Below are 23,760 nucleotides of genomic sequence, written 5' to 3'. Positions count from 1 at the left end.
GAGGCGATGGATCGATGAAAAAAGCCGGCCATGTGGCCGGCTTTTTGTTAGGACTTACTGCCTGGGCCCCATATGCTCATCCAGGAAGCGCACCGTCGCCTCCACCGTCGGCTCCAGCCACGGATCGAACAGCCAGAAGCTGTGCGGCGTCTCGGGGAACAGCACTACCCGGCTGGCGACGCCCACCGCGTCCATCTTCGCGATCATTTCCTCGCGCCCGACGGCGAAACGCGTTTGCCCGCTGCCGATGAACAGGATCGGCGGCATCGCCGCATTCACGTAGAAGGTCGGCGACGCCTCGTGCCACAGCGCCGTCTTCTCCGCATAGCGTCCGCCGAACCACGCGCCGGCCGACGAAGGCTGCTTCGCAGGATCGTCCTCGAACTTGCGCGCCGCCTCCGAGGTGAAGTCGGACAGCCCGTCGATGTTGACGATGGCCTGGGCGGCGCTCGATACGGCGCCATCTCCCGCACCCGGATCGAAGGCCCGCATGCCGCCCGTTACGCCCACAAGGCTGACGATCTGACCGCCGGCCGAGCCGCCGCCGACCGCAATGCGGCCGGGATCGATACCATGGCGCGCGGCGTTGGCGCGCATCCAGCGCACGGCCGCCTTGACGTCGTGGATGGCCGCCGGGTATGGCGCTTCGGGCGAGAGCCGGTAGCTGACGGTTGCCGCCGCGTAGCCGCGCTGCGCCATCCGGATCGCCATCGGCGCGAAATTGGCCCGCACGCCCGTGCGCCAGCCGCCGCCGTGCACGAAAACGACGCCGGGCACCATTTTACTGCTGCGCCGGGCCGGCAGGTACAGGTCGAGCTGCAGCGGCCGAGCCCCGATGCTGGTATAGGTGATGTCGCGGTACGCTTGTACCGACGGCGGCACCTCGGCGCTGGCGACCTTGATGAAGGGGTACTTCGGCACCAGTTTGGCGAAAGTGGTGTGGGCCGTGTAGCTGTCGGCCGCGGGCGCCGCAGGCTGCGCAGGAGAGGCAGCGCAGACGGAGCCTGCGAACAAGCCGAAGAACAGTTTTGAACCGGTCGAGCGCATGGGAAGTCCGTCCTTTCCTAAACAGCGCCGGCGCGGAAACTGACCCGCCGCGCAAGCGTGCGTCCCGGGGCAAGCGTGGTCAGCCCATTGCGCGCGGTCCCTCCCGGCAGGTTGTGCGCGTTGATCGCATGGTCGACCGGTTCGAAGCAGAAGAAATTCGCGCCAGCCGGGGCGTACAGGATGTAGTAAGCCATGTCCGCCTGCACGGCGAGCTTCACGCCCGTATTCGGCCAGCTGATCTCGGCCTCGCCGTCCCAGCCGCAGAACACGTGGTCGACCTGCCCCTGCGGCAGCGCCTGCCCGGCGCTGAAGTCCCACTCGGGCGGCACCGCGATTTCATCTTCCGGCAGGCCGAGCGGCCCGCGGGTCCAGGTGCCGCGCGAACGGGCGCGCAGCACCACGCCGTCGCGGCGCTCGATCCAAGGATGCAGGCCGAGGCCGAACGGCAGCGGCGCGCTGCCGGTGTTGGTCACCTCGAGCGTCACGTTCAGGGCGCTGTCGAGCAGCATGTAGCGCAGGCGCGCCACATAGGAAAAAGGCGATCCGTCGCGCTGGTCCAGCAGCAGGCTCACGCCCGAGTCGGACCGCGCCTGCACGCTCCAGGGATGCTGCCAGCCGTCGCCATGGATCGCGCACGGCTCGCCCGGCCGGTTCGGCGCCGGCGTCACGGCGCGTCCTTCGAAGACGAAACCGCTTGGGTCGATGCGGTTCGACCATGGCACGAGCGGAAAGCAGGCCAGCTGCGAGGTGGTAGGCGCCGCGGCGCCCGGTGTGTGCACATAGGGGCGCAGCAGCGAGTGCACAGCGCCGCCGTGCAACCAGTCGAGGCGCGCGAGTCCGCCGGCGGCCGTGGGCAGCACCTCCGCATGCAGGACGCTGCTGCGCAGGGTAATGACCTGCATAGTGGATCCCTGAGGCCTTAGCGGTACATCGGACCGTCGAGCAGGAACTTCCCGCCCTGGAAGATCGTCGTGACGTCATCCTTTTCCGGGAACTCGGACGTGTCCGGGAATTTGCCCGCGAACTGCTCCGAGCTGTCCTTGGCCTTGTAGCCGAGGTGGCGCGCATAGCGGTTGTCCCACCAGACGCTCGGGTTGTCCGACATGCCGAAGACGATGGTGTGGCCGACGCGCGGTGCGAACAGCGAGCAGCGCAGCATCTCGGTAAGGTCGTCGTAGCTGAAATAGGTCGACATCATGCGCTTGTTGGCCGGCTCCGGGAAGCTCGAGCCGATGCGGATGCAGACGGTCTCGACGCCGAAGCGGTCGTAATAGTAGCGCGACATGGTCTCGCCGAAGCACTTGCTGATGCCGTACATGCTGTCGGCACGGGCCGGCATGCTGGCATCCAGCATGTCGGTGGTCTTGTAGTAGCCCACCGCATGGTTCGAGCTGGCGAAGATCACGCGCTTCACATTGTGCTTCTGGATCGCTTCGTACAGGTTGGCGACGCCCAGGATGTTCGCCTGCATGATGTCTTCGAACGGCGCCTCGGTCGAGATACCTCCGAAGTGCAGCACCGCGTCCACACCTTCCACCAGCGCCAGCACGGCGGCCTTGTCGGCCAGGTCGCAGCGCACGATTTCCTCGTTGGCGCCCGGCTCGCCCATGTCCACCACGTCGGAGAGGCGGACGATCTCGGCCCACGGCTTGATGCGCTCGCGCAGGATACGGCCGAGGCCGCCAGCAGCGCCGGTCAGCAGGATGCGCTTGAAGGGTTTGGAGGGTGGGGATTGAGTCATGCCGGTTCTTCCTGTCGGGTTAGGTAAAAATGCCTGTGCCGGAAGTATGCCATGAAAAAACACTAACCGGCTAGTCCGCCTTGCACATGCGGTCAGACCACATTAGAATGGCCTGACCAAATTAACCGATCAACATTAAAACAACCACCGAGACCACCGTGAACCTGCCGACCAAGCTGCTTGCTACCCTCGTTGCCCTTGCCGTGTTCAATGGCGATGCCCTCGCCGACGGCCCTTACCGCAATCCCGACAACAAGAATGCCCTCAAGGACGCGGGCGAAGGCACGTACCCGGTGCCGTACAAGAAGCCGGTCGAAGCCGAGATCACCGCCGCCCTGCACCGCATCCGCGGCTACATGGAAGCGCAGACGCCGTCAAACGTGGTCAGCAAGTCCACGCGCGCCCCGATCACCGACTTCAAGGTTCCGGTGAAGGACGCCGTGATGGCCGAGGGCGATGCCGACTTCGGCCTGCAGGTGTATGAGATGGGCGTGGTCCACGCCGGCATGCTGAAGGCTGCCGAAGTCACCGGCGACAAGCGCTTCACCGCCATGACCGCGCGCCATTTCCAGTTCTTCGCCGACAAGCTGCCCTACTTCCGCGCGCAGGAACAGCAATTCAAGCTCGAGCGCGCCAACGCCTTCTCGCGCTTCATCGACCCGCGCTCGCTGGACGACGCCGGTTCGATGTGCGCGGCGATGATGCGCGCACGCGTGGCAAAAATCGGCCCGGACCTGTCGAAGCAGATCCAGGTCTGCGGCAACTGGGTGGCGAAGCAGCAGTTCCGCCTGAAGGACGGCACGCTGGCGCGCGAGCGGCCGCAGGCTGTGTCGCTGTGGGCCGACGACATGTACATGGGCGTGCCGGCGCTGGCCGAACTGGGCCGCATGACGGGCGACCGTGCCTACTATGACGACGCCGTCAAGAACGTACTGCAGATGTCGGGCTACATGTTCAACCCGCAGCTCAACCTCTACACGCATGGCTGGAACGCAAACCACCCGGACGCGCCGCAGTTCTACTGGGGCCGCGCCAACGGCTGGGCCGTGCTGTCGATGTCGGACCTGCTCGACGTGCTGCCGAAGGACCACCCGGGATATCCGAAGGTGCTGGAACAGCTGCGCAAGTCGCTCAAGGGCATCGCCCAGCTGCAGTCGGGCACGGGCCTGTGGCACCAGATGCTGGACCGGAACGACTCCTACCTCGAGACCTCGGCCAGCGCCATCTTCACCTACGTTTACGCACACGCGATCAACGAAGGCTGGATCAGCCCGACCACCTATGGTTCGATCGCACTGGCCGGCTGGGCCGGGCTGTCGACGAAGATCAACGACAAGGGCCAGGTCGAAGGTACCTGCGTCGGCACCACCTTCGCCAGCGACCAAGTGTATTACTACAATCGCCCGACCAGCACCGCCGCCCTGCACGGCTACGGCCCCACGCTGCTGGCCGGCGCCGAAATCATCAAGCTGGTGAAGAACCCGGCCTTTAACATCGAGCACCGCGTGCGTACCTACCATTTCGTGCCCAAGGGCGGGCAGACCAACTACCGCGAACATCACTGATCCACCGGAGAGCTGCATGAATTCGATGCTTTTGCATTTCACCCTCGGCACGTTGTTGCTGCCGACGGCGGCTTTGGCTGCCGAGCGCCTGAACGTTACGGTCAGCCACGACCTGGCAATTGCGCGTCCATCGGAAACGATCACGATCCCCTGGACCGAGGTCAATCGCGCCCTGCCCGGCGCTCTGATCCAGCGCATCGTCGTTAAGGACAGCAAGGGGCGCGTGCTGCCGCACCAGGTCACCAACGTGGCGCCGCAGGCGAAGGACCCGAAGAACATCGGCGCGGCCTATGGCGAGCTGATTTTCCAGCACAACTTCGCCGCCGGCGAAAAGGCGGCCACCTTCACCGTCGAGAAGAGCGAGACCCTGGCGCCGGTGTTCCCGGCCAAGGTGTCCGCGCGCTACGTGCAGGAGCGCCTCGACGACTTCGCCTGGGAAAACGACCGCGTTGCGCACCGAACCTACGGCCCTGCCCTCGCGGCGCCGGCGGAACCGGGCAGCGGCAAGGAAGTGCTGGTCACGAGCGGCCTCGATGTCTGGTTCAAGCGGGTGGATTACCCGGTCGTCGACCGCTGGTACAACAAGGGCCACGACCACTACCACAAGGATGAAGGCGAAGGCATGGACATGTACCAGGTCGGCAAGTCGCGTGGTTGCGGCGGCACCGGCGTCTGGGACGGCAGCGCGCTCTTCACCAGCATTAACTACAAGTCGTGGAAGGTGCTGGCCAACGGCCCGGTGCGCGCCGTCTTCGAGCTGACCTATGACGGCTGGGACGCGGGCGGCACCAAAGTGACGGAAGTAAAACGCTTCACCGTCGACGCCGGCCACCAGCTCGACCAGATCGACAGCACGTTTACGTTCGCGGGCCCGCGCGAGATCACGGTCGCGGTCGGGCTGAACAAGAACCCGTCGGACAAGAACCAGGATCCGAAGATCGCGGTCGTGAAGAACGAGCGCGACCCCTCGCTGCTGCAGTGGGTGCAGCAGGCAAGCAACGGGGCGATGGGCACCGCGATCGTGCTGCCCTCGGCCAGCGGGTTTGCCGAAGATGCGCTGAACCACCTGGTCCTGGCGAAAGTCGAGTCAGGCAAGCCGCTGCGCTACTACGCGGGCGCGGTCTGGGACCGGGCCGGGCACATCGTCTCGCAAGAGGCGTGGACGGCTTACGTGGCGCAGGCCGCGGCGCGGGCGAAGAATCCGGTGAAGGTGACGCTGGGCGCACGCTGAACATGCTGCCGCCCAGGCATCAACCCGAACAGTCGGGGCCGGCGGTGCGGCCCCGACCCGCAAGCAATCAAACTTTATTTCGGTTACGCCGGCGACCAGAAGCGGCCAGAGCGATCAATCCCAGTGCCGACAAGGCCAGGGTCGCTGGCTCCGGCACCTCTGTCGGGTCGCCTGGGTCGGTCGGGTCGGTCGGGTCGGTCGGGTCGCCCGGGTCGGATGGAGCGCCCGGATTGACACTTCCTAATGTAATGTTGTCGAAGGCGATGTTGTTCGTCGCGCCGCGGAAGTCGACCGAGCGCGCAATCCCGGCGAACGTGACGCCGACCGGACTGAACCGGCAATAGAGGCCACTCGGATCGCCGCTGCAGTTATCGATATTGTCATGCAGTTCCAGGGACGCCAGCAGGCTGCCCGTACCGTTCAGTCCTTCGTAAACCTCGATAAATCCGTTCTCCTCGCTGCTATAGAAGAACGAGAAGCCCGTGTCGAAACCGGCCGCCACGTTCATCATCGCACTACCACCCTCCAGGAAAGCGATGACGGTGCTCGCCGAAGGTTCGTTGGCGACGTTACCGGTACCGCCGGCATCCAGGTCGATCGAACCCAGGGTTCTACTTGAGAAGTTAATCCCGTAGTTGGTTCCCCTATTGCCTGCAGAGTCGGTGCCACCGTTGTAGAAATCATTGACCGAGGCACGGTCTGCGACCCCTTCAAAGTCAAGCACGATGGGGACAGCCGCTGCACTGCCGGCAAACAAGACGGTCATAGCGACTGCGCACGCGATTTTTGTAATAGCTGACACGTTTCTCTCCCAAGGGTTGTCTGCCAGTGCTGGCCTAGGCTCTGCAGCAAGACGCGTGCCATTTGTAAATACGGGGCATATGCGCCAGGCATGGCGCAGATCGCGCCCACAGTGTAAGTTTTATCGACAACAAGTCGCATTGTTGTCAGTATTTCTGGTATTAATTATACGTTGCCCGGCACTACAGGCTGTCATTGCGCAGCACTATTTTGCGCTTCGGGCGAGGAGGATTTTCCGTTCGGTTGCAGAGTGCCCATAACGCAAAAACGCGGGCGTTTTTTTGGCGACCATGACGGCCCATCGGATGTCAGCGCCCGTGATTGGTACCGGCGTTGCTCATCTGTGCATTCTCGAGGGTTTGCCGGTCCACCTCGGTGGTGGTGCTGGTGCCGGCTCCAGCGCGCTTGCGCGCAAACATGAACAAGCTGCGCGAGGATCAATCAGGCTGCTGATCGATACACTAAAAACAAATGGCGTAAGTAAATAAGCAGCGTAGAATCTGCCAACTTAACTTTTGGTAAGGTTGCCGATGCCCTTTCTTGTCCTGCGCCACGTCTGCTCGATCGCAGCCCTTTCCCTGTGCCTGGGCAGCGCCGACGCGGCTGTCGATTTGACCGAACCGCTCCGGTTCGAGCGCGAGCTCAAGGTCGGCAAACTGGCAAATGGCCTGACCTACTACATCAAACGCAATGCGCGGCCGGAAAAGCAGCTGGAGCTGCAACTGGTGGTCAAGGTCGGCTCGATCGTCGAAGACGACGATCAGCAGGGACTGGCGCACTTCGTCGAACACATGGGCTTCAATGGATCGGCCAACTTCAAGAAAACGGAGCTTCTCTCCTATCTGCAATCGATCGGTGTCAAGGTCGGGCCCGACCTGAACGCGCGTACCAGCTACGACGAAACCGTCTATAAGTTGTTGATCCCCACCGGCAGGCAGGAACATGTGGACAAGGGTTTCCTGGTCCTGTCGGATTGGGCCCAGGGCATGACGCTCGACGCCGCAGCCATCGACGCCGAACGTGGCGTGATCCTGGAAGAAGCGCGCCAACGCAATGGCGCGACCTACCGCATGCATCGCTCGCTGTCGTCCAACTGGTTCGGGATCGGAGAATCACGCTATTCGAAACGCACACCGATTGGCCAGGAAGACATTATCAGGAACGCGCCCCCGGAAGCGCTGCGGCGCTTTTACAAGGACTGGTACCGTCCCGACCTGATGGCGGTCATCGTGGTGGGCGACATCGATCCGGCCGCTGCCGAGAAAATGATTGAAACCCATTTTGGTGCGATGGCCATGCCCGCCAAGCCGCGCCCCCGCGTTTACACCAATATGGTCGCGCACCGCAGTACCAACGCCAGGGTCGCCACTGATGTGGAAGCGACGACCAACAGCTTGAGTATCCGTTATCCGCTGGCTGAACGGCCGCCGCGGCGCACCGTGGGCGACTATCGCGCACTGCAGGTCCGCAACCTGTTTAACTTCATGCTGAACCGGCGCCTTCAGCAACTGACACAGCTGCCCGAGCCGCCCTTCCTGAGAGCGCAGACGGCGTACCACCCCATGGGAAAAGGCCATCAGGCCTTCGCGATCGATGCGACGCTGGCCAGGGGCGGGGCCGCTCCGGCCATCGCTGCATTGACCCAGGAAAGCGCGCGGGTGCGTGAGTTCGGCTTCAGCCAGAGTGAACTGGACACCGCCAGGAAAAGCATGTCGCGCAACGTGGAACTGCAGTATGCCGACCGCGACAAGGTGAGCTCGTCCGCCTTTGTCGGCGCCTACGTCGGCAGCTTCCTCAATGATGAGGTGTCGCCTGGCCTGGAAGATATCTACCGGTTCGCCCGCGAACTGCTGCCGACGATTCACCTGGCTGAAATTCAGCAATATGCGCGCGCCACGCTGCCGGCCAATGCCCCACGGATCCTGGCGTTCACGGGCAAGGACAAACCGGAGGCGCCGGCGCCGAGCAGGCACGAGCTGCTCGCTGCCCTGGCTGCGGCCGACAAGGCTCCTGTCACCGCGCGTGAAGAAAAGGGGTTTGCCAGCAGCTTGCTCGACTCCACCCCCACAGGAGGCACGATCGCTGTCGAAACGCAGGATGCGGCAGTGGGCCTCACACGCCTGACCCTGTCGAATGGCGTCAAGGTGATTCTGAAGAAGACCGACTTTCGCAATGAACAGGTCGTCATGCGTGCGGTCCGCTTCGGCGGCACCACACTGTACAAGCCGGAGGACGACCTGAACGGTCGCTTGTCCACCGCGCTCGTGTCGACCATGGGCTGGGGAGCCCATTCACCCGTGGCACTGAACCATATTTTGGCCGGCAAGTCGCTGGGATTGGCCATCAACATGGGCGAACACACCGAACACGTCACCGGCGGCGCCGCCCCGGCCGACCTGGAAACGCTGCTGCAAGCAATCTACCTGCGCTTTACTACCGTGCGGCGCGACGAGGATCTGTTCAAGTCCTTCATCAACAAGCAGATCGAAGGCACCCGCGACGCCATGGCGAGCCCGGCCATGGTGATCGACGACGCCATGCGCATGACATTGTATGACAGGCACCCACGCGTGGCGCGCATGCCGACTCCGGAGGCGCTCAGGAACGTCGCGCTCGACCGCTCGATTGCTCTGTACAAGGAGCGTTTTTCCAGCGCCAGGGACATGACGTTCATTTTTGTAGGCAATTTCGACCCGGTCACTTTCAAGCCGCTGCTGGCCACTTACCTGGGCAGCTTGCCGACTGGCGAGATCGCAGTCGGGTTCAGGGATCTGGGCTTTCGTCCCGTCACGGGAGTCGTCAAGAAAGAAGTGCGGCGCGGAAAGAACGATCAGAGCGTGATTGCGCTGAACTTTACCGGTCCGGCCACCTATTCCAGCGCGGAACGGGTACGCTTTCGCACCCTGGTCGAGATCGCCAGGCTGCGCCTCACGGCTGTGTTGCGGGACAAGTCGCTGGTCTACAGCGTCAACCTGAACGGCACCCTGTCGCACCTTCCCTATGGCCACTACCAGGTGGCGGCACGCTTGCCGACCGCGCCGGACAAGGTGGACCGGCTGCTGGCCATGCTGTTTGCCGAAATCGAGGCGCTCAAAACCAGGGGACCGGATGCGTCGGATCTGCAGAAGGTACAGCAAGCCGCGCTGCAAGGGCACCAGCGCTCGCTCAAGGAAAACGGTGCCTGGGCCGCCCTGCTGGAGGGAGCACTGTTGACGGACACCGATCCTGCCGAGCGGCTGGCACAGGACAGCAAGATCGGCGAGCTGACCGTGGACGACATCAAGGCCGCCGCCCGGCTGTACTTCAACACCGGCAATTATGTACAGGTCGTGATGAATCCCGAGAAGTGGTGGCAATCCACCTCAGGCCAACCGGAATGAGCATGGCTACGATGCGAGCGTTGCTGACGACGACCTTTCTATTGATATCTCCCTCAAGCATCATCCTGGCGCTGAAAAACGAACTCGTTGCAGCCCATCCTTCCGCCAGCCGTCTTGATCCTCCCGAGCAGATAGCCCCTGGCTTTGAAATAGTCGAAAATCTCCTCGGGCGTGGATACTTCGAAGGGGTAACCACCGAGCCAGTCGTATAAATCGTAGCGGACGCTCATCCCGCGGGCATATTGTCGATTTCGAAGAGCGTTCAGCAACATCAGCAGCAACATGTTCGGCGTATAGATCGCCACAAACAGGGGCCGTGAAATCGGGAATTTGTTGTAGGTGCGCTTAACGAAGGTCCAGTATTTGCTCAGGAAGGGTTGGAAATTGTATAGGGCGATAAACAGCTTTCCGTTTTCGCCGACGGTTTCGCTGGCGTTGCCCAGCGCCTGCCACATGGCTCCAGTGTGGTGGAGCACGCCCCACGAATAGGTGATGTCAAATTTACCCAGGCTTTTCATGTAGTCCAGGTCGAGTACGGAACCCTGCTGGATTTGCCAGTCAGGGTCGTTGTCGAAATAGCGCCTTTTCAGTTCCGTCGCACAGGCGACAGACTGCGGATCGTAATCGAAAGAAAATACCTTCGCTCCCAGTCGTTTGGCGGCAAGGGAGAACAAACCGCTGCCGCTGCCAATGTCGAGGAAGGTTTTTCCCTTCAAGTCATCGACCTCCAGCATGTTCTTGAGGCTGTCGATGGCCTGGACGATGCGTTCCTCATCCAGGACGCGCAAGAACCGGCTCCAGTTTTCCCCGAACGCGAACCGTTCACCCGCCTTCATCTCTTGCTGAAAATTTTCGTTTGTCAGCGTCGTCATGCGCCTGTCTCCTGGTTATTGGTGGTCGAGCCATGTCGACACTCGGCTGTGCATGTTCACATAGTCGAAGTCGGCTTGGCTGAGGCAGGTCAAGTGAGATTGGCAGGGGCGGGAAACAGAAAAAAATGCTCAATTGCAACGCCGCCAAATAGTTATTTACTCAGTGGCAACAAATCCGTTACACTCTTCGCTTACCAAAAGTAGACGCCAGCTAGGCGCAGACTGTCGCTGTCGTGTCGCCTGGTATGGCCTCAATCGACATTCGTCATTCGAAGGGAAACGTATGAAGTTCGTAGTCCAGGCCGTACTCGGCCTATCGCTGGCTTTCGTGGAACCGGGATTGGCGGCCGCTGCCGCGCCCGCATCGCAGGCCGGGGTGCCCGGCGCCGCGCACGTGCAAGCCGTGCAGGACCTGCTTGGCGTAATCCACGTCGAGTACGCACTGCGCGGCGTCGCCGCCCGCAGCCGCTTCCCGAGCGAAGACCAGCGCAAGGCCGTATTCGCCAGGCTCCAGAAGATGCCGCCTGCAGAGGTGCACCAGCGCCTGGCGCCAGCGCTGGCGCGCGTCATTTCGGCCGATACCGCCATCGAGATGACCCGTTTCTACAAGTCCCCCTATGGCAAGCAGGTCATCCACAGGAAGTACAACAGCAGCGCGGGCGTCGTCTGGCCGGGCACGAAGGAAGCGGTTCCCCCGGAAGAAAAGAAAGAGCGCAAGCGAGCCGCCTATGTCCTGGCGAGCAAGGAACTCGCGGATGCGGAACCGATGATCCAGCATGAAGCGTTCAAGCTTGTGCAAACGATCAGCAGGGAAAAGCGCTGACAAGGCCCGGCCGATGCGCCTCCCCGTGCCATACCGAGCCTGGGGAATGCAAACGGCTTGGCTCACGCAAAAACGCCGGCTCGCGCCGGCGTTTTTTTGTTGTTTTGCTTCTGAAACCGTCTTATCCGCCGAACGGCGTCTCCGCCACGCCCTGCACGCCCGGGCGCAGCAGGATGGTGGCGCCGGCCCACGGATCGAGGGGATCCTGCCCGGCGCTGATCGAGGTCACCAGCAAGGTATCCAGCCCCGGCCCGCCGAAGCTGCACATCGACGGCTTGGCCATCGGCAGGTCGATCTTGCGGTCCAGCTTCCCTTCCGGCGTGAAGCGCAGGATGCAGCCTTCGTCGTTGCCGCAGGTCCAGTAGCAGCCGTCGGCGTCGACGGCCGCGCCGTCCGGCCGCCCCGGATGACTGCGCATGTCGACGAACAGGCGCTGGTTCGACGGCGTGCCGGTGTCCGTATCGTAGTCGAAAGCCCACACCTGCTGGCTGTCGGGATGCGAGTCCGACAGGTACATCGTGCGTCCGTCGGGCGAAAACGCCAGCCCGTTCTGCGTCAGCAGGTTCGACACCACCGGCTCCGACAGACCGCCCTCAAGCGAATACCGGTACAGCTGGCCGATCGCCCGTTTCGCCGACATGTCCATGAACATGGTGCCGCTCCAGAAGCGGCCCTGGCGGTCGCAGCGGCCGTCGTTGAAGCGCATGCCCTCGCCGAGTGCGCTTGGCGTCGCCAGGCGTTCCTGGCCGACCGTGCCGCCCGCGCCGAGCTGGAGGCGGAAGATGCCCGTCTCCATGCCGGCGATGATGCTGCCGTCGGCGGCCGGTGCGATGCAGGCAACCATCTCGCTTGCCGACCAGCTGGCCAGCTCGCCGCCGAAGTCCAGGCACCAGATCGTTTTCGCCGGGATGTCGACCCAGTACCACGCTCCCTGCACCGCGCTCCACACCGGGCACTCGCCCACCAGGCTACGGCCCTTGCTTACCCGTTCCAGGTGGATGTCGCGGGTTTCGCCACTCATGCCTGCGGCTCGCGGATTTCGTCGTAGCGCGGCACCAGGGTCTTCATCACGCCCCAGGCAATCAGGTAAGCGACGGCGCAGAACGTGAACATGATCGTGTAGCCGGTCTGGATCTGGCCCAGCGCGCCGTAGTGGTCGAACAGCCAGCCGCCGATCTTGGTCACCAGCACGCCCCCGATGCCGCCGGCCAGGCCGCCGATGCCGACCACCGAGCCGACCGAGCGTTTCGGGAACATGTCCGAGACGGTGGTGAACAGGTTGGCCGACCAGGCCTGGTGCGCCGCGGCGCCGACACCGACCAGGATCACCGGGACCCAGAAGCTGAGGTAGCCGAACGGTTGCGACAGCAGCACCACCAGCGGGCACAGGGCGATCAGCAGCATGGCTTTCATGCGGCCGTCATACGGCGAAGCGCCCTTGTTGATGAAATAGGTCGGGAACCAGCCGCCGCCGATACTGCCGATCATGGTCATGCTGTACAGGATGGCGAGCGGCCACTGGAGTTCGCTGCCGGACATGCCATACTGCGCGGCCAGGTATTTCGGCAGCCAGAACAGGAAGAACCACCAGACGCCGTCGGTCATGAATTTACCAAAGGCGAAGGCCCAGGTCTGGCGGTAGCCGAGCAGTGCCCACCACGAGAGAGCACGGCCGGTCTCGGTGCCGTCGGCGGCCAGTGGTGCGTCGTCGCGGGTGATGTAGGCCAGTTCGGCGGCGCCCATGCGCTTCTGCTCGGTCGGTTTCTCGTAGAAGACCATCCACAGGCCGAGCCAGACGAAACCGATCGCGCCGATGATGACGAATGCCGCCTGCCAGCCCCAGGTGGCGGCAATCAGCGGCACGGTGAGCGGCGCCAGCACGGCGCCGACGTTGGCGCCGGAATTGAAGATGCCGGTCGCGAACGCGCGGTCCTTCTTCGGGAAGTATTCGGCGGTGGCCTTGATCGCGGCCGGGAAGTTACCGGCTTCGCCCAGGGCCAGCACGGCGCGGGCGATCATGAAGCCAATCACCGAGACCGGCACCGCGGCCATGCCGAGCGTCGTCAGAATCGAGTTGGCGCCATTCCCCATGCCGATGGCCCCGGCGTGCATGATGGCGCCGATCGACCAGACGACGATCGCCAGCGCAAACGCGGCCTTGGTGCCGAGGCGGTCGACCACGCGTCCGGCGAACAGCATCGAGATCGCGTAGACGAACTGGAAGGCGGCGGTGATGTTGGCGTAATCGGTATTCGACCAGCCGAATTCCTTGGACAGTTCGGGCGACAGCAGGCTCAGGACCTGGCGGTCGAGGTAGTTGACGGTGGTGGCAAAGAACAGGAGTGCGCAGATGGTCCAGCGATAGCCGCCGATCTTGCCGGTCGTTGCTGGGTCTGCCTGGGTGGACTGGTTTGCCTGCCCGGCTGCGGCCGGTTGCTTGATGGTCTCGGTTCGCATGGAGTCTCGTCGTTGTCGTTGTATTTGCTACTGGCGTATTGGCTACTGCGGGCTGCTCTGGCTTGCCGGTGGACTCGATCGGTCTGTTCGGAAAGTCATAAGTCATCGTACAACAGCATCCCTGATTGGGCAACTATTCTGTGATCGGATCGGATCATTCAGGTGATTGAAACGCCGCCGGCGGCTCCTGCTGGTGCGCGCCGGCGGTGTGTGCATGCACGGTGGATTAGGTCACTGGCGCCGGGTTGAACAGCGTCAGGGCGTTGTGCAGCTTCCAGTGCTCGGCCCAGGTCTGGCGCCCGCTGGCCACGTCGAGCATCAGGCGGAACAGCTCCCAGCCGACATCTTCGATGCTCGCTTCGCCGCTGGCGATGCGCCCGGCGTTCACGTCCATCAGGTCGTGCCAGCGGCGCGCCAGGTCGTTGCGCGTGGCGACCTTGATCACCGGGACCGGGGCCAGGCCGTAAGGCGTGCCCCGCCCCGTCGTAAAGATGTGGATGTTCATGCCGGCTGCCACCTGCAGCGTGCCGCAGATGAAGTCGGAGGCCGGCGTCGCCGCGTAGATCAGGCCGCGCTTGCCGCCCAGCTTTTCGCCCGGCGACAGCACGCCCGAAATCGCCGAGGAGCCCGATTTCACGATCGAGCCCATCGCCTTTTCGACGATGTTCGACAGGCCGCCCGCCTTGTTGCCCGGCGTGGTATTTGCACTACGGTCGACTCCGCCCCGCTTCAGGTAGGCGTCGTACCATTCCATCTCGCGGATCATGGCGGCGGCCACTTCCGGGTCCGCCGCGCGTGAGGTCAGCTGGTCGATACCGTCGCGCACCTCGGTCACTTCCGAGAACATGACGGTGGCGCCGGCGCGCACCAGCAGGTCGGTTGCATAGCCGACCGCCGGGTTGGCGGTCACGCCCGAAAACGCATCGCTGCCGCCGCACTGCACGCCGACCACCAGGTCGGCCGCCGAACAGGTTTCGCGGCGCCGCGCGTTCAGCACTTTCAGCTGCTCGTCGGCAGTGGCGACGATCGAGTCGATCATCGACATGAAGCCGACGTGGCCCGCATCCTGCAGGCACACGGTGGCCGGCTCGCGCCCGTTCAGGATCGGGATCGAGCCTTTCGGGAACAGGCGCGCCGGCTGCAGCTTCTCGCAGCCGAGGCTGACGACCATGGCCTGGCCGCCGAAATTCGGGTTCTGGCTGATGTTGCGCAGCGTGCGGATCGGGATGTCGGCGCCGGGCGCCTCGATGGCGACGCCGCAGCCGTAACTGTGCTCGAGCCCGACCACGTCGTCGACGTTCGGGTACAGCGGCAGCAGGGTTTCCTTGATACGGCGCACCGCGTGGTCGACCACGCCGGAAACGCATTGCACGGTGGTGGTGATGGCCAGGATGTTGCGCGTGCCGACCGAACCGTCGGCATTGCGGTAGCCCTCGAAGGTGAAGCCCTCGAGCGGCTCCATCACCGGCGCGGCGCGGGTGGCGATCGGCAGGCCGGCCAGTTCGAGCGCGTCGGGCATGCGCAGGTTCGCTTCCGAGACCCAGTTGCCTGCCGCGATGTCGCGTGCGGCGTAGCCAATGGTGACGTTATAGCGCGTGACCGCCTCGCCCTCGCGAATCGCGCTCAAGGCCACCTTGTGCCCTTGCGGCACGGCGTCGAGCAGGGTGATGCCGTCGGCGAAGGTGGCGCCCGGCCGCAGGCCGCCGTCATTGACGACGATCGCCACGTTGTCGTTGGCGTGCATGCGGATATAGCGCGGGGTGTCGGCGCTTGCCGCCGCCGCGCCGTCCTGGCCGGCGCGGACGATTTGAATGCTTTGCATAGTGGACCTGCCCAGAGTAATGGATATGGCCGGAGGGAATAGGGGCACCGACCTTGTTTAGTCGGATCGAGTATGACACCAAAAAAACGATCTGGCTAGTCCGCATTGCACAATTGGTCAAACCAATTTAGAATGGCCTGACCAAAAACGCGATCGAACCCTCATGCTTAAGCGAGTACCGGCTGGACCACATGGCGCGCAGGAGACAGGACTGGCTCAGCTGCGTTCCGAGCCGCGTCCTGAGCCACGTCTCTATCGCGTCGTCGCCGACCGCATCGAAGCCCTGGTCCGCAGCGAGGGGCTCGCCCCCGGCACGCGGCTGCCGGCCGAGCGCGAGCTGGCCGCCCGCCTCGGCGTGAGCCGCGCCTCGCTGCGCGAAGCCCTGATTGCCCTGGAACTCGGCGGGCGCATCGAAGTGCGCGGCGGCTCCGGTGTCTACCTCTGCGCCAGTGCCCCTGCCGTCATCGTCGAGGCCGGCCCGGGCCCCTTCGAGGTGCTGGCCGCGCGCCGCCTGATCGAAGCCGAAGTGTGCGCGATTGCCGCGCGCATGGCCACCGACAGCGCCATCGACGCCATCCTGAAAGCGGTCGAAGAGATGGAACGCAACCACGACATCTACGCCAGCAACGAAACCGCGGACCGCGAATTCCACCTCGCCATTGCGCGCGCTACCGGCAACAGTGCCCTGGTCGGCACCGTCGCCTACCTGTGGGAACAGCGCGGCCGGCTCTGGAACCGCCTGAAAGAACACTTCCAGACCGAGGAACTGCGCAAGGAGACACTAAAAGACCATCGCCGCATCTTCAGCGCGATCGCCAGCCACGACCCGGCAGCCGCGCGCAGCGCGATGCGGGCCCACCTGGAGCGGGTGACGCGCACTTTCTCGCGCGGATAGACACATTAGAATAAGACCGGCTGCCCTGGCGGCCCGAGCAGAAGAAGCACCACTACTTGGAGACAGAATGAAACTGAAGCAAATGAACCCGCAACGCCGCTCGCTGCTGCGCGCCGCATCCGTATCGGCCGCCGGCCTGGGCCTCGGCGCCGGCGCGGTGGGCTGCGCAGCCACTGGCGCGACCAGCCTTGCCGCCGCGGGAGACGCCTGGGGCCGTGCCGACGGCATCATCAAGCAGTTCAGCAAACCCCTGGCCTTCCGCAAGCAGGACTTCGTGATCACCGCCTACGGCGCCAAACCGTGCCAGGCGCGGATGGTGAGCGGCTACGTCGCCCACCACGAAGAAGGCCAGGTCAGCACCCCGGCCGCCGACGCACCGGACTGCTATGCAGCCATTCGCGACGCCATCGCCGCCTGCAGCGCGGCCGGCGGCGGGCGCGTGGTCATCCCGGCCGGCAACTGGCTGGTGAAGGGCCCGATCGTGCTCAAGTCGAACGTCAACGTGCACCTGGCCAAGGGCGCCCACGTCTATTTCAGCAACGATCCGAACGACTTCGCCAAGTACGGCGACTACGATTGCGGCCCGAACGGCAAGCTCGTGATTTCGCGCTGGCAGAGCAACGACTGCCTGAATTATTCGCCGCTGGTGTACGCCTACAACCAGACGAATATCGCCCTCACCGGCGAAGACTGGACCAGTATCCTCGACGGCCAGGGCGGTGTCCCGCAAGCCAATGGCGACACCTGGTGGGACTGGAAGGGCAAGCGCAAGCCCGGCCCCAACCAGAACCAGGCGCAAACCATCGTCAACCCGCGCACGCCAACCTCGATCAAGGCGATCGTGCCAAGCTTGACCCCGGCCCAGGTCGCGCTGATGGAAGGGACGACCGACAGATGGCGTACCGACGAGGTCTTCCTGCCGACGCTGTCGGAAGCGGGCGTCCCGGTGGCCAAGCGCATTTTCGGCCGCGGCCACTACCTGCGTCCGTGCATGGTCGAATTCATCAGCTGCACCAACGTGCTGATGCAGGGTTACCAGATCAACCACGCGCCGTTCTGGCTGCACCACCCGGTCAACTGCACCAGGGTCGAGTTCCGCAACGTGCTCCTGGACAGCCTGGGACCGAACAGCGACGGCTTCGACCCGGAAGCCTGCAACACCGTGCTGGTCGACGGCTGCACCTTCAATAGCGGCGACGACTGCATTGCGATCAAGGCCGGCAAGAACAAGGACATCCAGTTCGGCCCGACCCAGAACGTGGTGATCCAGAATTGCGTCATGAACAGCGGCCACGGCGGCGTGACGCTCGGCAGCGAGATGTCGGGCGGCATCCAGCACGTGTATGCGCAGAACATCGAGTTCCGCAACGCGAACTGGGCCACCGACCCGCTCAACACCGCGATCCGCATGAAGACCAACATGAACCGCGGCGGCTTCCTGCGCCATTTCTACGTGCGCAACGTGACCATGCCGAACGGCGTGAACCTGAAACCGGGCTACTACAAGCCCCTGCCCGGCTCGCCGATTCAGCCGAAGTCCGTCGGCTCCTCGTCCGGCGCGGTGGTCACGATCGATTGCGACTACGACCCGAACGCCGACAACGTGCGCACCCGCCCGCCGGTCGTCGAGAACATCCACATCTCGGGCGTCAAGGTCGGCAACGTCAAAACGAAGGATGGCTCGTTCTCGTGCTTCCAGGCGCTGCTGCTGCTCGGCCCCGTCGCCTTCGACTACAACGGCGACAAGCCGGCCGAGATCCTGCCGATTCGCGACGTGACGATTACCGACTGCGATTTCGGCACGCCGGTGAACGCGGCCCAGCCATGGTTCACCTACAACGTGAAGAACGTGAAGCTCACCAACGTGACCATCGGCGGCAAGGTGCATAACACGACCCTGTCGACGTAACGTAGGGTGGACTCGTGAGTCCACACTGCATGGCAGCCTGGCATGTCGACACGCCGGAGCAAACGCGTTTGCTTCGGCGTTCTTCGTTTCTGGCCCGCGATTCGACACTCCCCGGTGCCATACCGCGTGGGCAGAGCCCATCTACGAAAACCCGCCAGAATTAATTGGCCTGACCACTTGCTGTCCTGGTTTTTATGTTGTACGATGACTGATAACTGGCGAGGCAAAAGACCTTCGCCCTTTACCTCAACCTTCAAGGCACGCGATCATGTTCACTCCACAAGACGTCAAACAAATCCTCTCCTCCGGCCTGCTGTCGTTCCCGATCACGGACTTCGACGCACAGGGCAACTTCGAGCCTGAAGGCTACGTCCATCGTCTCGAGTGGCTGGCGCCGTACGGCGCGACCGCGCTGTTCGTGGCCGGCGGCACGGGCGAGTTCTTCTCGCTGACGCCGGAAGACTACACGCAGGTGGTGAAGGTCGCCGTTGAAACCTGCCGCGGCAAGGTGCCGATCCTGGCCGGCGCCGGTGGCCCGACCCGCATGGCCATCAAGTACGCACAGGAAGCCGAGCGCCTGGGCGCCCACGGTATCCTCCTGATGCCGCACTACCTGACCGAAGCGAGCCAGGATGGCCTGGTCGAGCACGTCGCTGCCGTCTGCGCATCAGTGAAGTTCGGCGTCGTCGTCTACAACCGCGACCGCTGCAAGCTGAACGCGGAGTCGCTGCTGAAGCTGGCCGACCGCTGCCCTAACCTGATCGGCTTCAAGGACGGCGTCGGCGAAATCGAATCGATGGTCACCATCCGCCGCAAGCTGGGCGACCGTTTCACCTACCTGGGCGGCCTGCCGACCGCGGAAGTCTACGCAGCAGCCTACAAGGCGCTGGGCGTGCCGGTCTACTCGTCGGCCGTGTTCAACTTCATCCCGAAGACCGCCATCGAGTTCTACGAAGCCGTCCGTACCGACGACTTCGCCACCCAGGGCCGCCTGATCGACGACTTCTTCCTGCCTTACCTGGACATCCGCAACAAGAAGGCCGGTTATGCAGTGAGCATCGTCAAGGCCGGTGCGACCATCGCCGGCTACAGCGCCGGTCCAGTGCGCGCGCCGCTGGTCGACCTGAACCCGCAGGAAGTCGAGCAGCTGGCTGCCCTGATGGCCAAGCTCGGCCCACAGTAAGCACTAAAGTAAAGCACTAAATATGGCGCGCCACGGCTGCACAAGCCCGGGCGCGCTTTCCCGCATCTAAGAGGAGAACTATTTTGACCATCACCATCAACGGCGAACTGCTGATCGGCAGCACCATCAAAAAAGGCAGCGCATCGTCGTTCCGCGCCGTCAACCCGGCCACCGGCGAACAGATCGAGCCGTCCTTCGGCGCCGGCACCGTGGAAGACGTGGAACAGGCCTGCGTCCTCGCCCAGGACGCCTTCGACACCTTCCGCAACACCTCGCTGGAAAGCCGCGCCGCTTTCCTCGAACTGGCGGCCCAGAACATCCTCGATCTCGGCCCAGCCCTGATCGAGCGCGCCATGCAGGAATCCGGCCTGCCGCAAGCCCGCCTCGAAGGCGAGCGCGGCCGCACCGTGAACCAGCTGCGCCTGTTCGCCAAAGTCGTGCGCGACGGCCGCTTCCTGGCCACGGCGCTGGACTCGGCCCTGCCGGAACGCACCCCGCCACGTCCTGACCTGCGCCTGCGCAAGATCGGCCTCGGTCCGGTCGCCGTCTTCGGCGCCAGCAACTTCCCGCTGGCCTTCTCGGTCGCCGGCGGCGATACCGCCTCGGCGCTCGCTGCCGGCTGCCCGGTCGTGGTCAAGGCGCACGGCGCCCACCCCGGCACCTCGGAACTGGTCGGGAAGGCAGTACAAGCGGCCGTGAAAGCAGCCGGCCTGCCGGAAGGCGTGTTTTCGATGTTGCACGGCGACGGCCGCACCATCGGCCAGGCCTTGGTTACCCACCCGGCCATCAAGGCGGTCGGCTTCACCGGTTCGCGCCAGGGCGGCCTGGCGCTGGTACGCGCCGCAGCCGGACGCGAAGAGCCGATTCCTGTCTACGCTGAAATGAGCAGCATCAACCCGCTGTTCCTGCTGCCGGGCGCCATGGCTGAACGTGCCGCGCAGATCGGCACCGGCTTCATCGGTTCGCTGGTGATGGGTTCGGGCCAGTTCTGCACCAACCCGGGCCTGGTGGTCGCACTCGAAGGCGCGCAGCTGGACCAGTTCCGCGACGCAGCCGCCACCGCGCTTCAGGCGCAAGTCGGCAGCACCATGCTGAGCCCAGGCATCCACAAGGCCTTCAACAGCGGCGTGGAAAAGCTCGGCAAGGAAGAAGGCGTAACGCTGGTTGCCCGCGGCCAGTGCGGCACCACCGTCTGCGCCGGCCAGGCCGCGCTGTTCGAGACCGATGCCGCCAACTTCCTCGCCAACCCGGCCCTGGAAGACGAAATCTTCGGCGCCTCGTCGCTGATCGTGCGTTGCAATAGCGTGGAACAGTTCCGCGATGTCGCCGAACACCTGGACGGCCAGCTGACGGCCGCCATGTTCCTCAACGAAAGCGACCGCGACGCCGCCCTGGCGCTGCTGCCGACGCTCGAGCGCAAGGCCGGCCGCGTGCTGATCAACGGTTACCCGACCGGCGTCGAAGTGGCGCACGCCATGGTGCACGGCGGCCCGTTCCCGGCCACCTCCGACAGCCGCAGCACCTCGGTCGGCGCCGGTGCGATCGACCGCTTCCTGCGTCCGGTCAGCTACCAGGACCTGCCGAGCTGGCTGCTGCCGGAAGCGCTGCAGGATGCCAATCCGCTGGGCCTGCACCGCATCAAGGATGGTGAGCTGGTCAAGGGTTGATTCCCTGACAGACATGTCCGTCATCCATGTAGAAAAAATGTAGCAAAAAGACGCCCGGTTGATACCGGGCGTTTTTTGCTTGGCGCTATCCTCTTCCTGTTCAGCGCGGGAACCAATCCGGGCTCCGCAGCGTCGAATCCGGACCTGGACTACTTCAGCTGCCGTCATGGATGCCACCGAAGCGGAACGAATTGCAGCCTCAGTGCGCGGGACTGCGCCGCAGCCCACGCTCGGGCTGCGCGAAGCGGTCGCCGTCATCGTCGGCGTCGTCATCGGGGCCGGCATCTTCAAGGCGCCCTCGATCGTGGCCGGGCTGAGCGGCAGCGCCGCCGCCATGTTCGGACTCTGGATCCTGGGCGGCCTGGTGTCCCTGATCGGCGCCCTGTGCTACGCCGAGCTCACCACCTCCTGCGCCCATGCCGGCGGCGACTACCATTTCCTGCGCCGCGCCTATGGCCGGCCGGTCGCCTTCCTGTTCGGCTGGGCGCGCTTCGCCGTGATCACCACCGGCTCCATTGCCCTGCTCGGCTTCGTCTTCGGCGACTACATGCAGCAGGTCCTCCCGCTGCCCGGTATGGCGGGCGCGGCCGGATCGACCGTGTACGCATTCGCCGTCGTCATCGTGCTCACCCTGCTCAACCTGCGCGGCATCCGCGCCGGCGCCCTCACGCAGACCTGGCTGACGCTGCTGGAAGTGGGCGGCCTGCTGCTGATCGCGGCCGCCGCAACGTTTTTCGCCGGCACGCCTCCACCGGCGCCTGCCGCGGCAAGCGCCGGGCCGGCTTCCTACGGCATGGCGATGGTCTTCGTGCTGCTCACCTATGGCGGCTGGAACGAGGCCGCCTACATCAGCGCCGAAGTGCGCGACGGGCGGCGCAACATGGTCCGCGCCCTGACCCTGTCGATCCTGCTCATTACCACCTTGTACCTGCTGGTGACCTGGGCCTGCTGGAAGACGCTCGGCCTGGCCGGGATGGCGGGTTCGGAGGCGCTGGTGGCCGACGTCATGCGCGCGACCCTCGGCCCGGTCGGCGAGACCGTTATTTCGATCCTCGTCGCCGTGTCGGCGCTCACCTCGATCAATGCCACCATGATCGTGGGCGCGCGCACCGGCTACGCCATGGGCTGCGACTGGCCCCGCCTCGAACGGCTCGGCCAGTGGGACGGGCAGCGCGGCTCGCCGGCAATCGCCATGCTGGTGCAGGGCATCGCCGCGCTCCTGCTGGTCGGGCTGGGCGCGGCATTCGGCAGCGGCTTCAAGTCGATGGTGGAGTTCACGGCGCCGGTGTTCTGGCTGTTCTTCCTGCTCGCCGGCCTGTCGCTGTTCGTGCTGCGCCGGCGCGAGCCGGACCTGCCGCGCCCCTTCAAGGTACCCCTGTTCCCCCTGCTGCCCCTGGTCTTTTGCGCGACCTGCTGCTGGATGCTCTGGTCCAGCCTGTCGTACGTGTACAGCCAGTCGCTCGGCGGCCTCAACGCCGCCTGGATCGGTGTCGCCGTGCTTGCCGCGGGCGTGCTGCTGATTCCGCTGATGCGTGCGGGACCGGGCCAACAGGGCGGAAAATAAGCTGCTTTAAAAGCCAGCCGTTGTTGAATAATCATCTTCGCCGTCCCACCCAACCGAAGGAGAGTATCGATGACTTCCCAATCCCGCCGTACGCTACTCGGACTCGGCGCTGCCGCGACCGGCCTGGCCCTGCTTCCCGCCCCGCGGCTGCTCGCCCAGCCGGCAGCCGCCGCCCCGGCGCTCGATGTCCCGTATGTGCCCACGCCCCAGGACGTGGTCGACCGCATGCTGCAACTGGCCAAGGTCAACAAGAATGACATCCTGTTCGACCTCGGCTGCGGCGACGGACGCATCGTCGTCACGGCCGCGAAGAACCACGGGGCCCGCTGCACCGGCATCGACATCGACCCCGAGCGTATCGCCGAAGCGAAGGAAAATGCGAAAAAGGCCGGCGTTACCGACAAGGTGACCTTCCGGGTGGCGAACCTCTTCGAGACCGACCTGTCAACGGCGTCGGTGGTGACGCTCTACCTGCTGCCGACGATCAACACGAAACTGCGTCCGCGCCTGTGGCAGCAACTCAAGGTCGGCTCGCGCGTGGTATCGCACGCCTTCGACATGGGACCGGAGTGGCCGCCCGAGAAAACGGAAACGGTCGATGGCAGGACGATTTATTACTGGACCATTACCGAGGCGCAGAAGAAGGCGGTCAAGGCCTGAAAAGCCGTAAGCAGGCTGGAGCGGCGCCGATCGCCGGCTGAGCCTGCTCCTCTTGTGCAGCTCCCGGATCACACGTCGGCCCACGCTGGCCCACGCCCCAGTTTCACCTCACCCGTACCGGACGCTGTCAGCACCCGGTGCGT

Annotated in this window: 18 protein-coding genes; 10 read left to right on the top strand and 8 right to left on the bottom strand. The window is 64.3% G+C overall.

Annotated features, from left to right (window positions below; translation table 11 throughout):
• Positions 1 to 54: 54 nt before the first annotated feature.
• The 3 genes from ACFPN5_RS23110 to ACFPN5_RS23100 are packed head-to-tail and all read right to left on the bottom strand — an operon-like array spanning position 55 to position 2,788.
• Positions 55 to 1,047: an alpha/beta hydrolase fold domain-containing protein gene (locus ACFPN5_RS23110; RefSeq protein WP_379786197.1), complete on the bottom strand. Its 993-nt coding sequence runs from the start codon at positions 1,045 to 1,047 to the stop codon at positions 55 to 57.
• A 17-nt stretch (positions 1,048 to 1,064) separates the two neighbouring features.
• Positions 1,065 to 1,949 carry an aldose 1-epimerase gene (locus ACFPN5_RS23105; RefSeq protein ID WP_379786196.1) on the bottom strand — a complete coding sequence of 295 codons (885 nt, stop codon included), beginning with the start codon at positions 1,947 to 1,949 and terminating at the stop codon, positions 1,065 to 1,067.
• A 17-nt stretch (positions 1,950 to 1,966) separates the two neighbouring features.
• Positions 1,967 to 2,788, bottom strand: coding sequence for an NAD-dependent epimerase/dehydratase family protein (locus ACFPN5_RS23100; protein ID WP_379786195.1), 822 nt, complete (start codon positions 2,786 to 2,788; stop codon positions 1,967 to 1,969).
• A 158-nt stretch (positions 2,789 to 2,946) separates the two neighbouring features.
• Between ACFPN5_RS23100 and ACFPN5_RS23095 the strand changes: the two genes are divergently transcribed.
• Together ACFPN5_RS23095 and ACFPN5_RS23090 are read left to right on the top strand one after the other, a co-directional pair.
• On the top strand, positions 2,947 to 4,353 hold the full coding sequence (locus ACFPN5_RS23095; protein ID WP_379786194.1) for a glycoside hydrolase family 88/105 protein: 1,407 nt from the start codon (positions 2,947 to 2,949) through the stop codon (positions 4,351 to 4,353).
• Between the two features lie 16 nt (positions 4,354 to 4,369).
• Entirely contained in the window at positions 4,370 to 5,584 is a 1,215-nt protein-coding gene (locus ACFPN5_RS23090; RefSeq protein WP_379786193.1) for a DUF4861 family protein, read from the top strand.
• A 67-nt stretch (positions 5,585 to 5,651) separates the two neighbouring features.
• Here the strand turns inward: ACFPN5_RS23090 and ACFPN5_RS23085 are convergent, their stop codons facing one another.
• The gene (locus tag ACFPN5_RS23085) at positions 5,652 to 6,350 is read right to left on the bottom strand and encodes a PEP-CTERM sorting domain-containing protein (protein WP_379786192.1); all 699 of its coding nucleotides are present in this window, start codon (positions 6,348 to 6,350) and stop codon (positions 5,652 to 5,654) included.
• Between the two features lie 565 nt (positions 6,351 to 6,915).
• Here ACFPN5_RS23085 and ACFPN5_RS23080 point away from each other — a divergent pair.
• Positions 6,916 to 9,765: a M16 family metallopeptidase gene (locus tag ACFPN5_RS23080; RefSeq protein WP_379786191.1), complete on the top strand. Its 2,850-nt coding sequence runs from the start codon at positions 6,916 to 6,918 to the stop codon at positions 9,763 to 9,765.
• A gap of 53 nt (positions 9,766 to 9,818) precedes the next feature.
• Here ACFPN5_RS23080 and ACFPN5_RS23075 read toward each other — a convergent pair whose 3' ends face one another.
• Positions 9,819 to 10,637, bottom strand: a complete 819-nt coding sequence (locus tag ACFPN5_RS23075; protein WP_379786190.1) for a class I SAM-dependent methyltransferase — start codon at positions 10,635 to 10,637, stop codon at positions 9,819 to 9,821.
• Between the two features lie 283 nt (positions 10,638 to 10,920).
• Here ACFPN5_RS23075 and ACFPN5_RS23070 point away from each other — a divergent pair, with 283 nt between their 5' ends.
• The gene (locus tag ACFPN5_RS23070; RefSeq protein ID WP_379786189.1) at positions 10,921 to 11,460 is read left to right on the top strand and encodes a hypothetical protein; all 540 of its coding nucleotides are present in this window, start codon (positions 10,921 to 10,923) and stop codon (positions 11,458 to 11,460) included.
• Between the two features lie 121 nt (positions 11,461 to 11,581).
• Here the strand turns inward: ACFPN5_RS23070 and ACFPN5_RS23065 are convergent, their stop codons facing one another.
• The 3 genes from ACFPN5_RS23065 to garD form a co-directional block, all read right to left on the bottom strand.
• On the bottom strand, positions 11,582 to 12,481 hold the full coding sequence (locus ACFPN5_RS23065) for an SMP-30/gluconolactonase/LRE family protein (protein WP_379786188.1): 900 nt from the start codon (positions 12,479 to 12,481) through the stop codon (positions 11,582 to 11,584).
• Positions 12,478 to 13,917 (bottom strand): MFS transporter, encoded by a 1,440-nt coding sequence (locus tag ACFPN5_RS23060; RefSeq protein WP_379786187.1) that lies wholly within the window; start codon positions 13,915 to 13,917, stop codon positions 12,478 to 12,480. The genes ACFPN5_RS23065 and ACFPN5_RS23060 overlap by 4 nt, the downstream gene beginning before the upstream one ends.
• A gap of 226 nt (positions 13,918 to 14,143) precedes the next feature.
• Complete coding sequence (gene garD / locus ACFPN5_RS23055) at positions 14,144 to 15,739, bottom strand: galactarate dehydratase (RefSeq protein WP_379786186.1); 1,596 nt, start codon at positions 15,737 to 15,739, stop codon at positions 14,144 to 14,146.
• Positions 15,740 to 15,902: 163 nt separating this feature from the next.
• Between garD and ACFPN5_RS23050 the strand changes: the two genes are divergently transcribed.
• The 6 genes from ACFPN5_RS23050 to ACFPN5_RS23025 all read left to right on the top strand — a co-directional run bounded on the left by ACFPN5_RS23050 (position 15,903) and on the right by ACFPN5_RS23025 (position 23,617).
• On the top strand, positions 15,903 to 16,634 hold the full coding sequence (locus ACFPN5_RS23050) for a FadR/GntR family transcriptional regulator (RefSeq protein WP_379786185.1): 732 nt from the start codon (positions 15,903 to 15,905) through the stop codon (positions 16,632 to 16,634).
• Positions 16,635 to 16,701: 67 nt separating this feature from the next.
• A complete protein-coding gene (locus ACFPN5_RS23045) occupies positions 16,702 to 18,543 on the top strand; it encodes a glycoside hydrolase family 28 protein (RefSeq protein ID WP_379786184.1) in 1,842 nt (613 codons plus the stop codon).
• A gap of 268 nt (positions 18,544 to 18,811) precedes the next feature.
• Positions 18,812 to 19,726, top strand: a complete 915-nt coding sequence (kdgD, locus tag ACFPN5_RS23040) for a 5-dehydro-4-deoxyglucarate dehydratase (RefSeq protein WP_379786183.1) — start codon at positions 18,812 to 18,814, stop codon at positions 19,724 to 19,726.
• 89 nt (positions 19,727 to 19,815) lie between these two features.
• A complete protein-coding gene (locus ACFPN5_RS23035) occupies positions 19,816 to 21,393 on the top strand; it encodes an aldehyde dehydrogenase (NADP(+)) (protein ID WP_379786245.1) in 1,578 nt (525 codons plus the stop codon).
• 166 nt (positions 21,394 to 21,559) lie between these two features.
• On the top strand, positions 21,560 to 22,957 hold the full coding sequence (locus ACFPN5_RS23030) for an APC family permease (protein WP_379786182.1): 1,398 nt from the start codon (positions 21,560 to 21,562) through the stop codon (positions 22,955 to 22,957).
• A 69-nt stretch (positions 22,958 to 23,026) separates the two neighbouring features.
• Complete coding sequence (locus tag ACFPN5_RS23025) at positions 23,027 to 23,617, top strand: SAM-dependent methyltransferase (protein ID WP_379786181.1); 591 nt, start codon at positions 23,027 to 23,029, stop codon at positions 23,615 to 23,617.
• Positions 23,618 to 23,760 lie beyond the last annotated feature (143 nt).

The sequence above is a fragment of the Massilia niabensis genome (assembly GCF_042655085.1).
GTDB classification, from domain to species: Bacteria; Pseudomonadota; Gammaproteobacteria; order Burkholderiales; family Burkholderiaceae_D; genus Telluria; species Telluria niabensis.
Note: the sequence above shows the minus strand (reverse complement) of the source record. Positions and strands in the feature narration are given on the sequence as shown.

Excerpts from the sequence above, each read along its gene's own strand:
- garD (WP_379786186.1), bottom strand. The coding sequence starts at position 15,739 with ATGCAAAGCATTCAAATCGTCCGCGCCGGCCAGGACGGCGCGGCGGCG.
- kdgD (WP_379786183.1), top strand. The coding sequence starts at position 18,812 with ATGTTCACTCCACAAGACGTCAAACAAATCCTCTCCTCCGGCCTGCTG.
- ACFPN5_RS23110 (WP_379786197.1), bottom strand. The coding sequence starts at position 1,047 with ATGCGCTCGACCGGTTCAAAACTGTTCTTCGGCTTGTTCGCAGGCTCC.
- ACFPN5_RS23050 (WP_379786185.1), top strand. The coding sequence starts at position 15,903 with ATGCTTAAGCGAGTACCGGCTGGACCACATGGCGCGCAGGAGACAGGA.
- ACFPN5_RS23045 (WP_379786184.1), top strand. The coding sequence starts at position 16,702 with ATGAAACTGAAGCAAATGAACCCGCAACGCCGCTCGCTGCTGCGCGCC.
- ACFPN5_RS23065 (WP_379786188.1), bottom strand. The coding sequence starts at position 12,481 with ATGAGTGGCGAAACCCGCGACATCCACCTGGAACGGGTAAGCAAGGGC.
- ACFPN5_RS23080 (WP_379786191.1), top strand. The coding sequence starts at position 6,916 with ATGCCCTTTCTTGTCCTGCGCCACGTCTGCTCGATCGCAGCCCTTTCC.
- ACFPN5_RS23030 (WP_379786182.1), top strand. The coding sequence starts at position 21,560 with ATGGATGCCACCGAAGCGGAACGAATTGCAGCCTCAGTGCGCGGGACT.
- ACFPN5_RS23025 (WP_379786181.1), top strand. The coding sequence starts at position 23,027 with ATGACTTCCCAATCCCGCCGTACGCTACTCGGACTCGGCGCTGCCGCG.
- ACFPN5_RS23085 (WP_379786192.1), bottom strand. The coding sequence starts at position 6,350 with ATGACCGTCTTGTTTGCCGGCAGTGCAGCGGCTGTCCCCATCGTGCTT.
- ACFPN5_RS23075 (WP_379786190.1), bottom strand. The coding sequence starts at position 10,637 with ATGACGACGCTGACAAACGAAAATTTTCAGCAAGAGATGAAGGCGGGT.
- ACFPN5_RS23060 (WP_379786187.1), bottom strand. The coding sequence starts at position 13,917 with ATGCGAACCGAGACCATCAAGCAACCGGCCGCAGCCGGGCAGGCAAAC.
- ACFPN5_RS23090 (WP_379786193.1), top strand. The coding sequence starts at position 4,370 with ATGAATTCGATGCTTTTGCATTTCACCCTCGGCACGTTGTTGCTGCCG.
- ACFPN5_RS23070 (WP_379786189.1), top strand. The coding sequence starts at position 10,921 with ATGAAGTTCGTAGTCCAGGCCGTACTCGGCCTATCGCTGGCTTTCGTG.
- ACFPN5_RS23105 (WP_379786196.1), bottom strand. The coding sequence starts at position 1,949 with ATGCAGGTCATTACCCTGCGCAGCAGCGTCCTGCATGCGGAGGTGCTG.
- ACFPN5_RS23100 (WP_379786195.1), bottom strand. The coding sequence starts at position 2,788 with ATGACTCAATCCCCACCCTCCAAACCCTTCAAGCGCATCCTGCTGACC.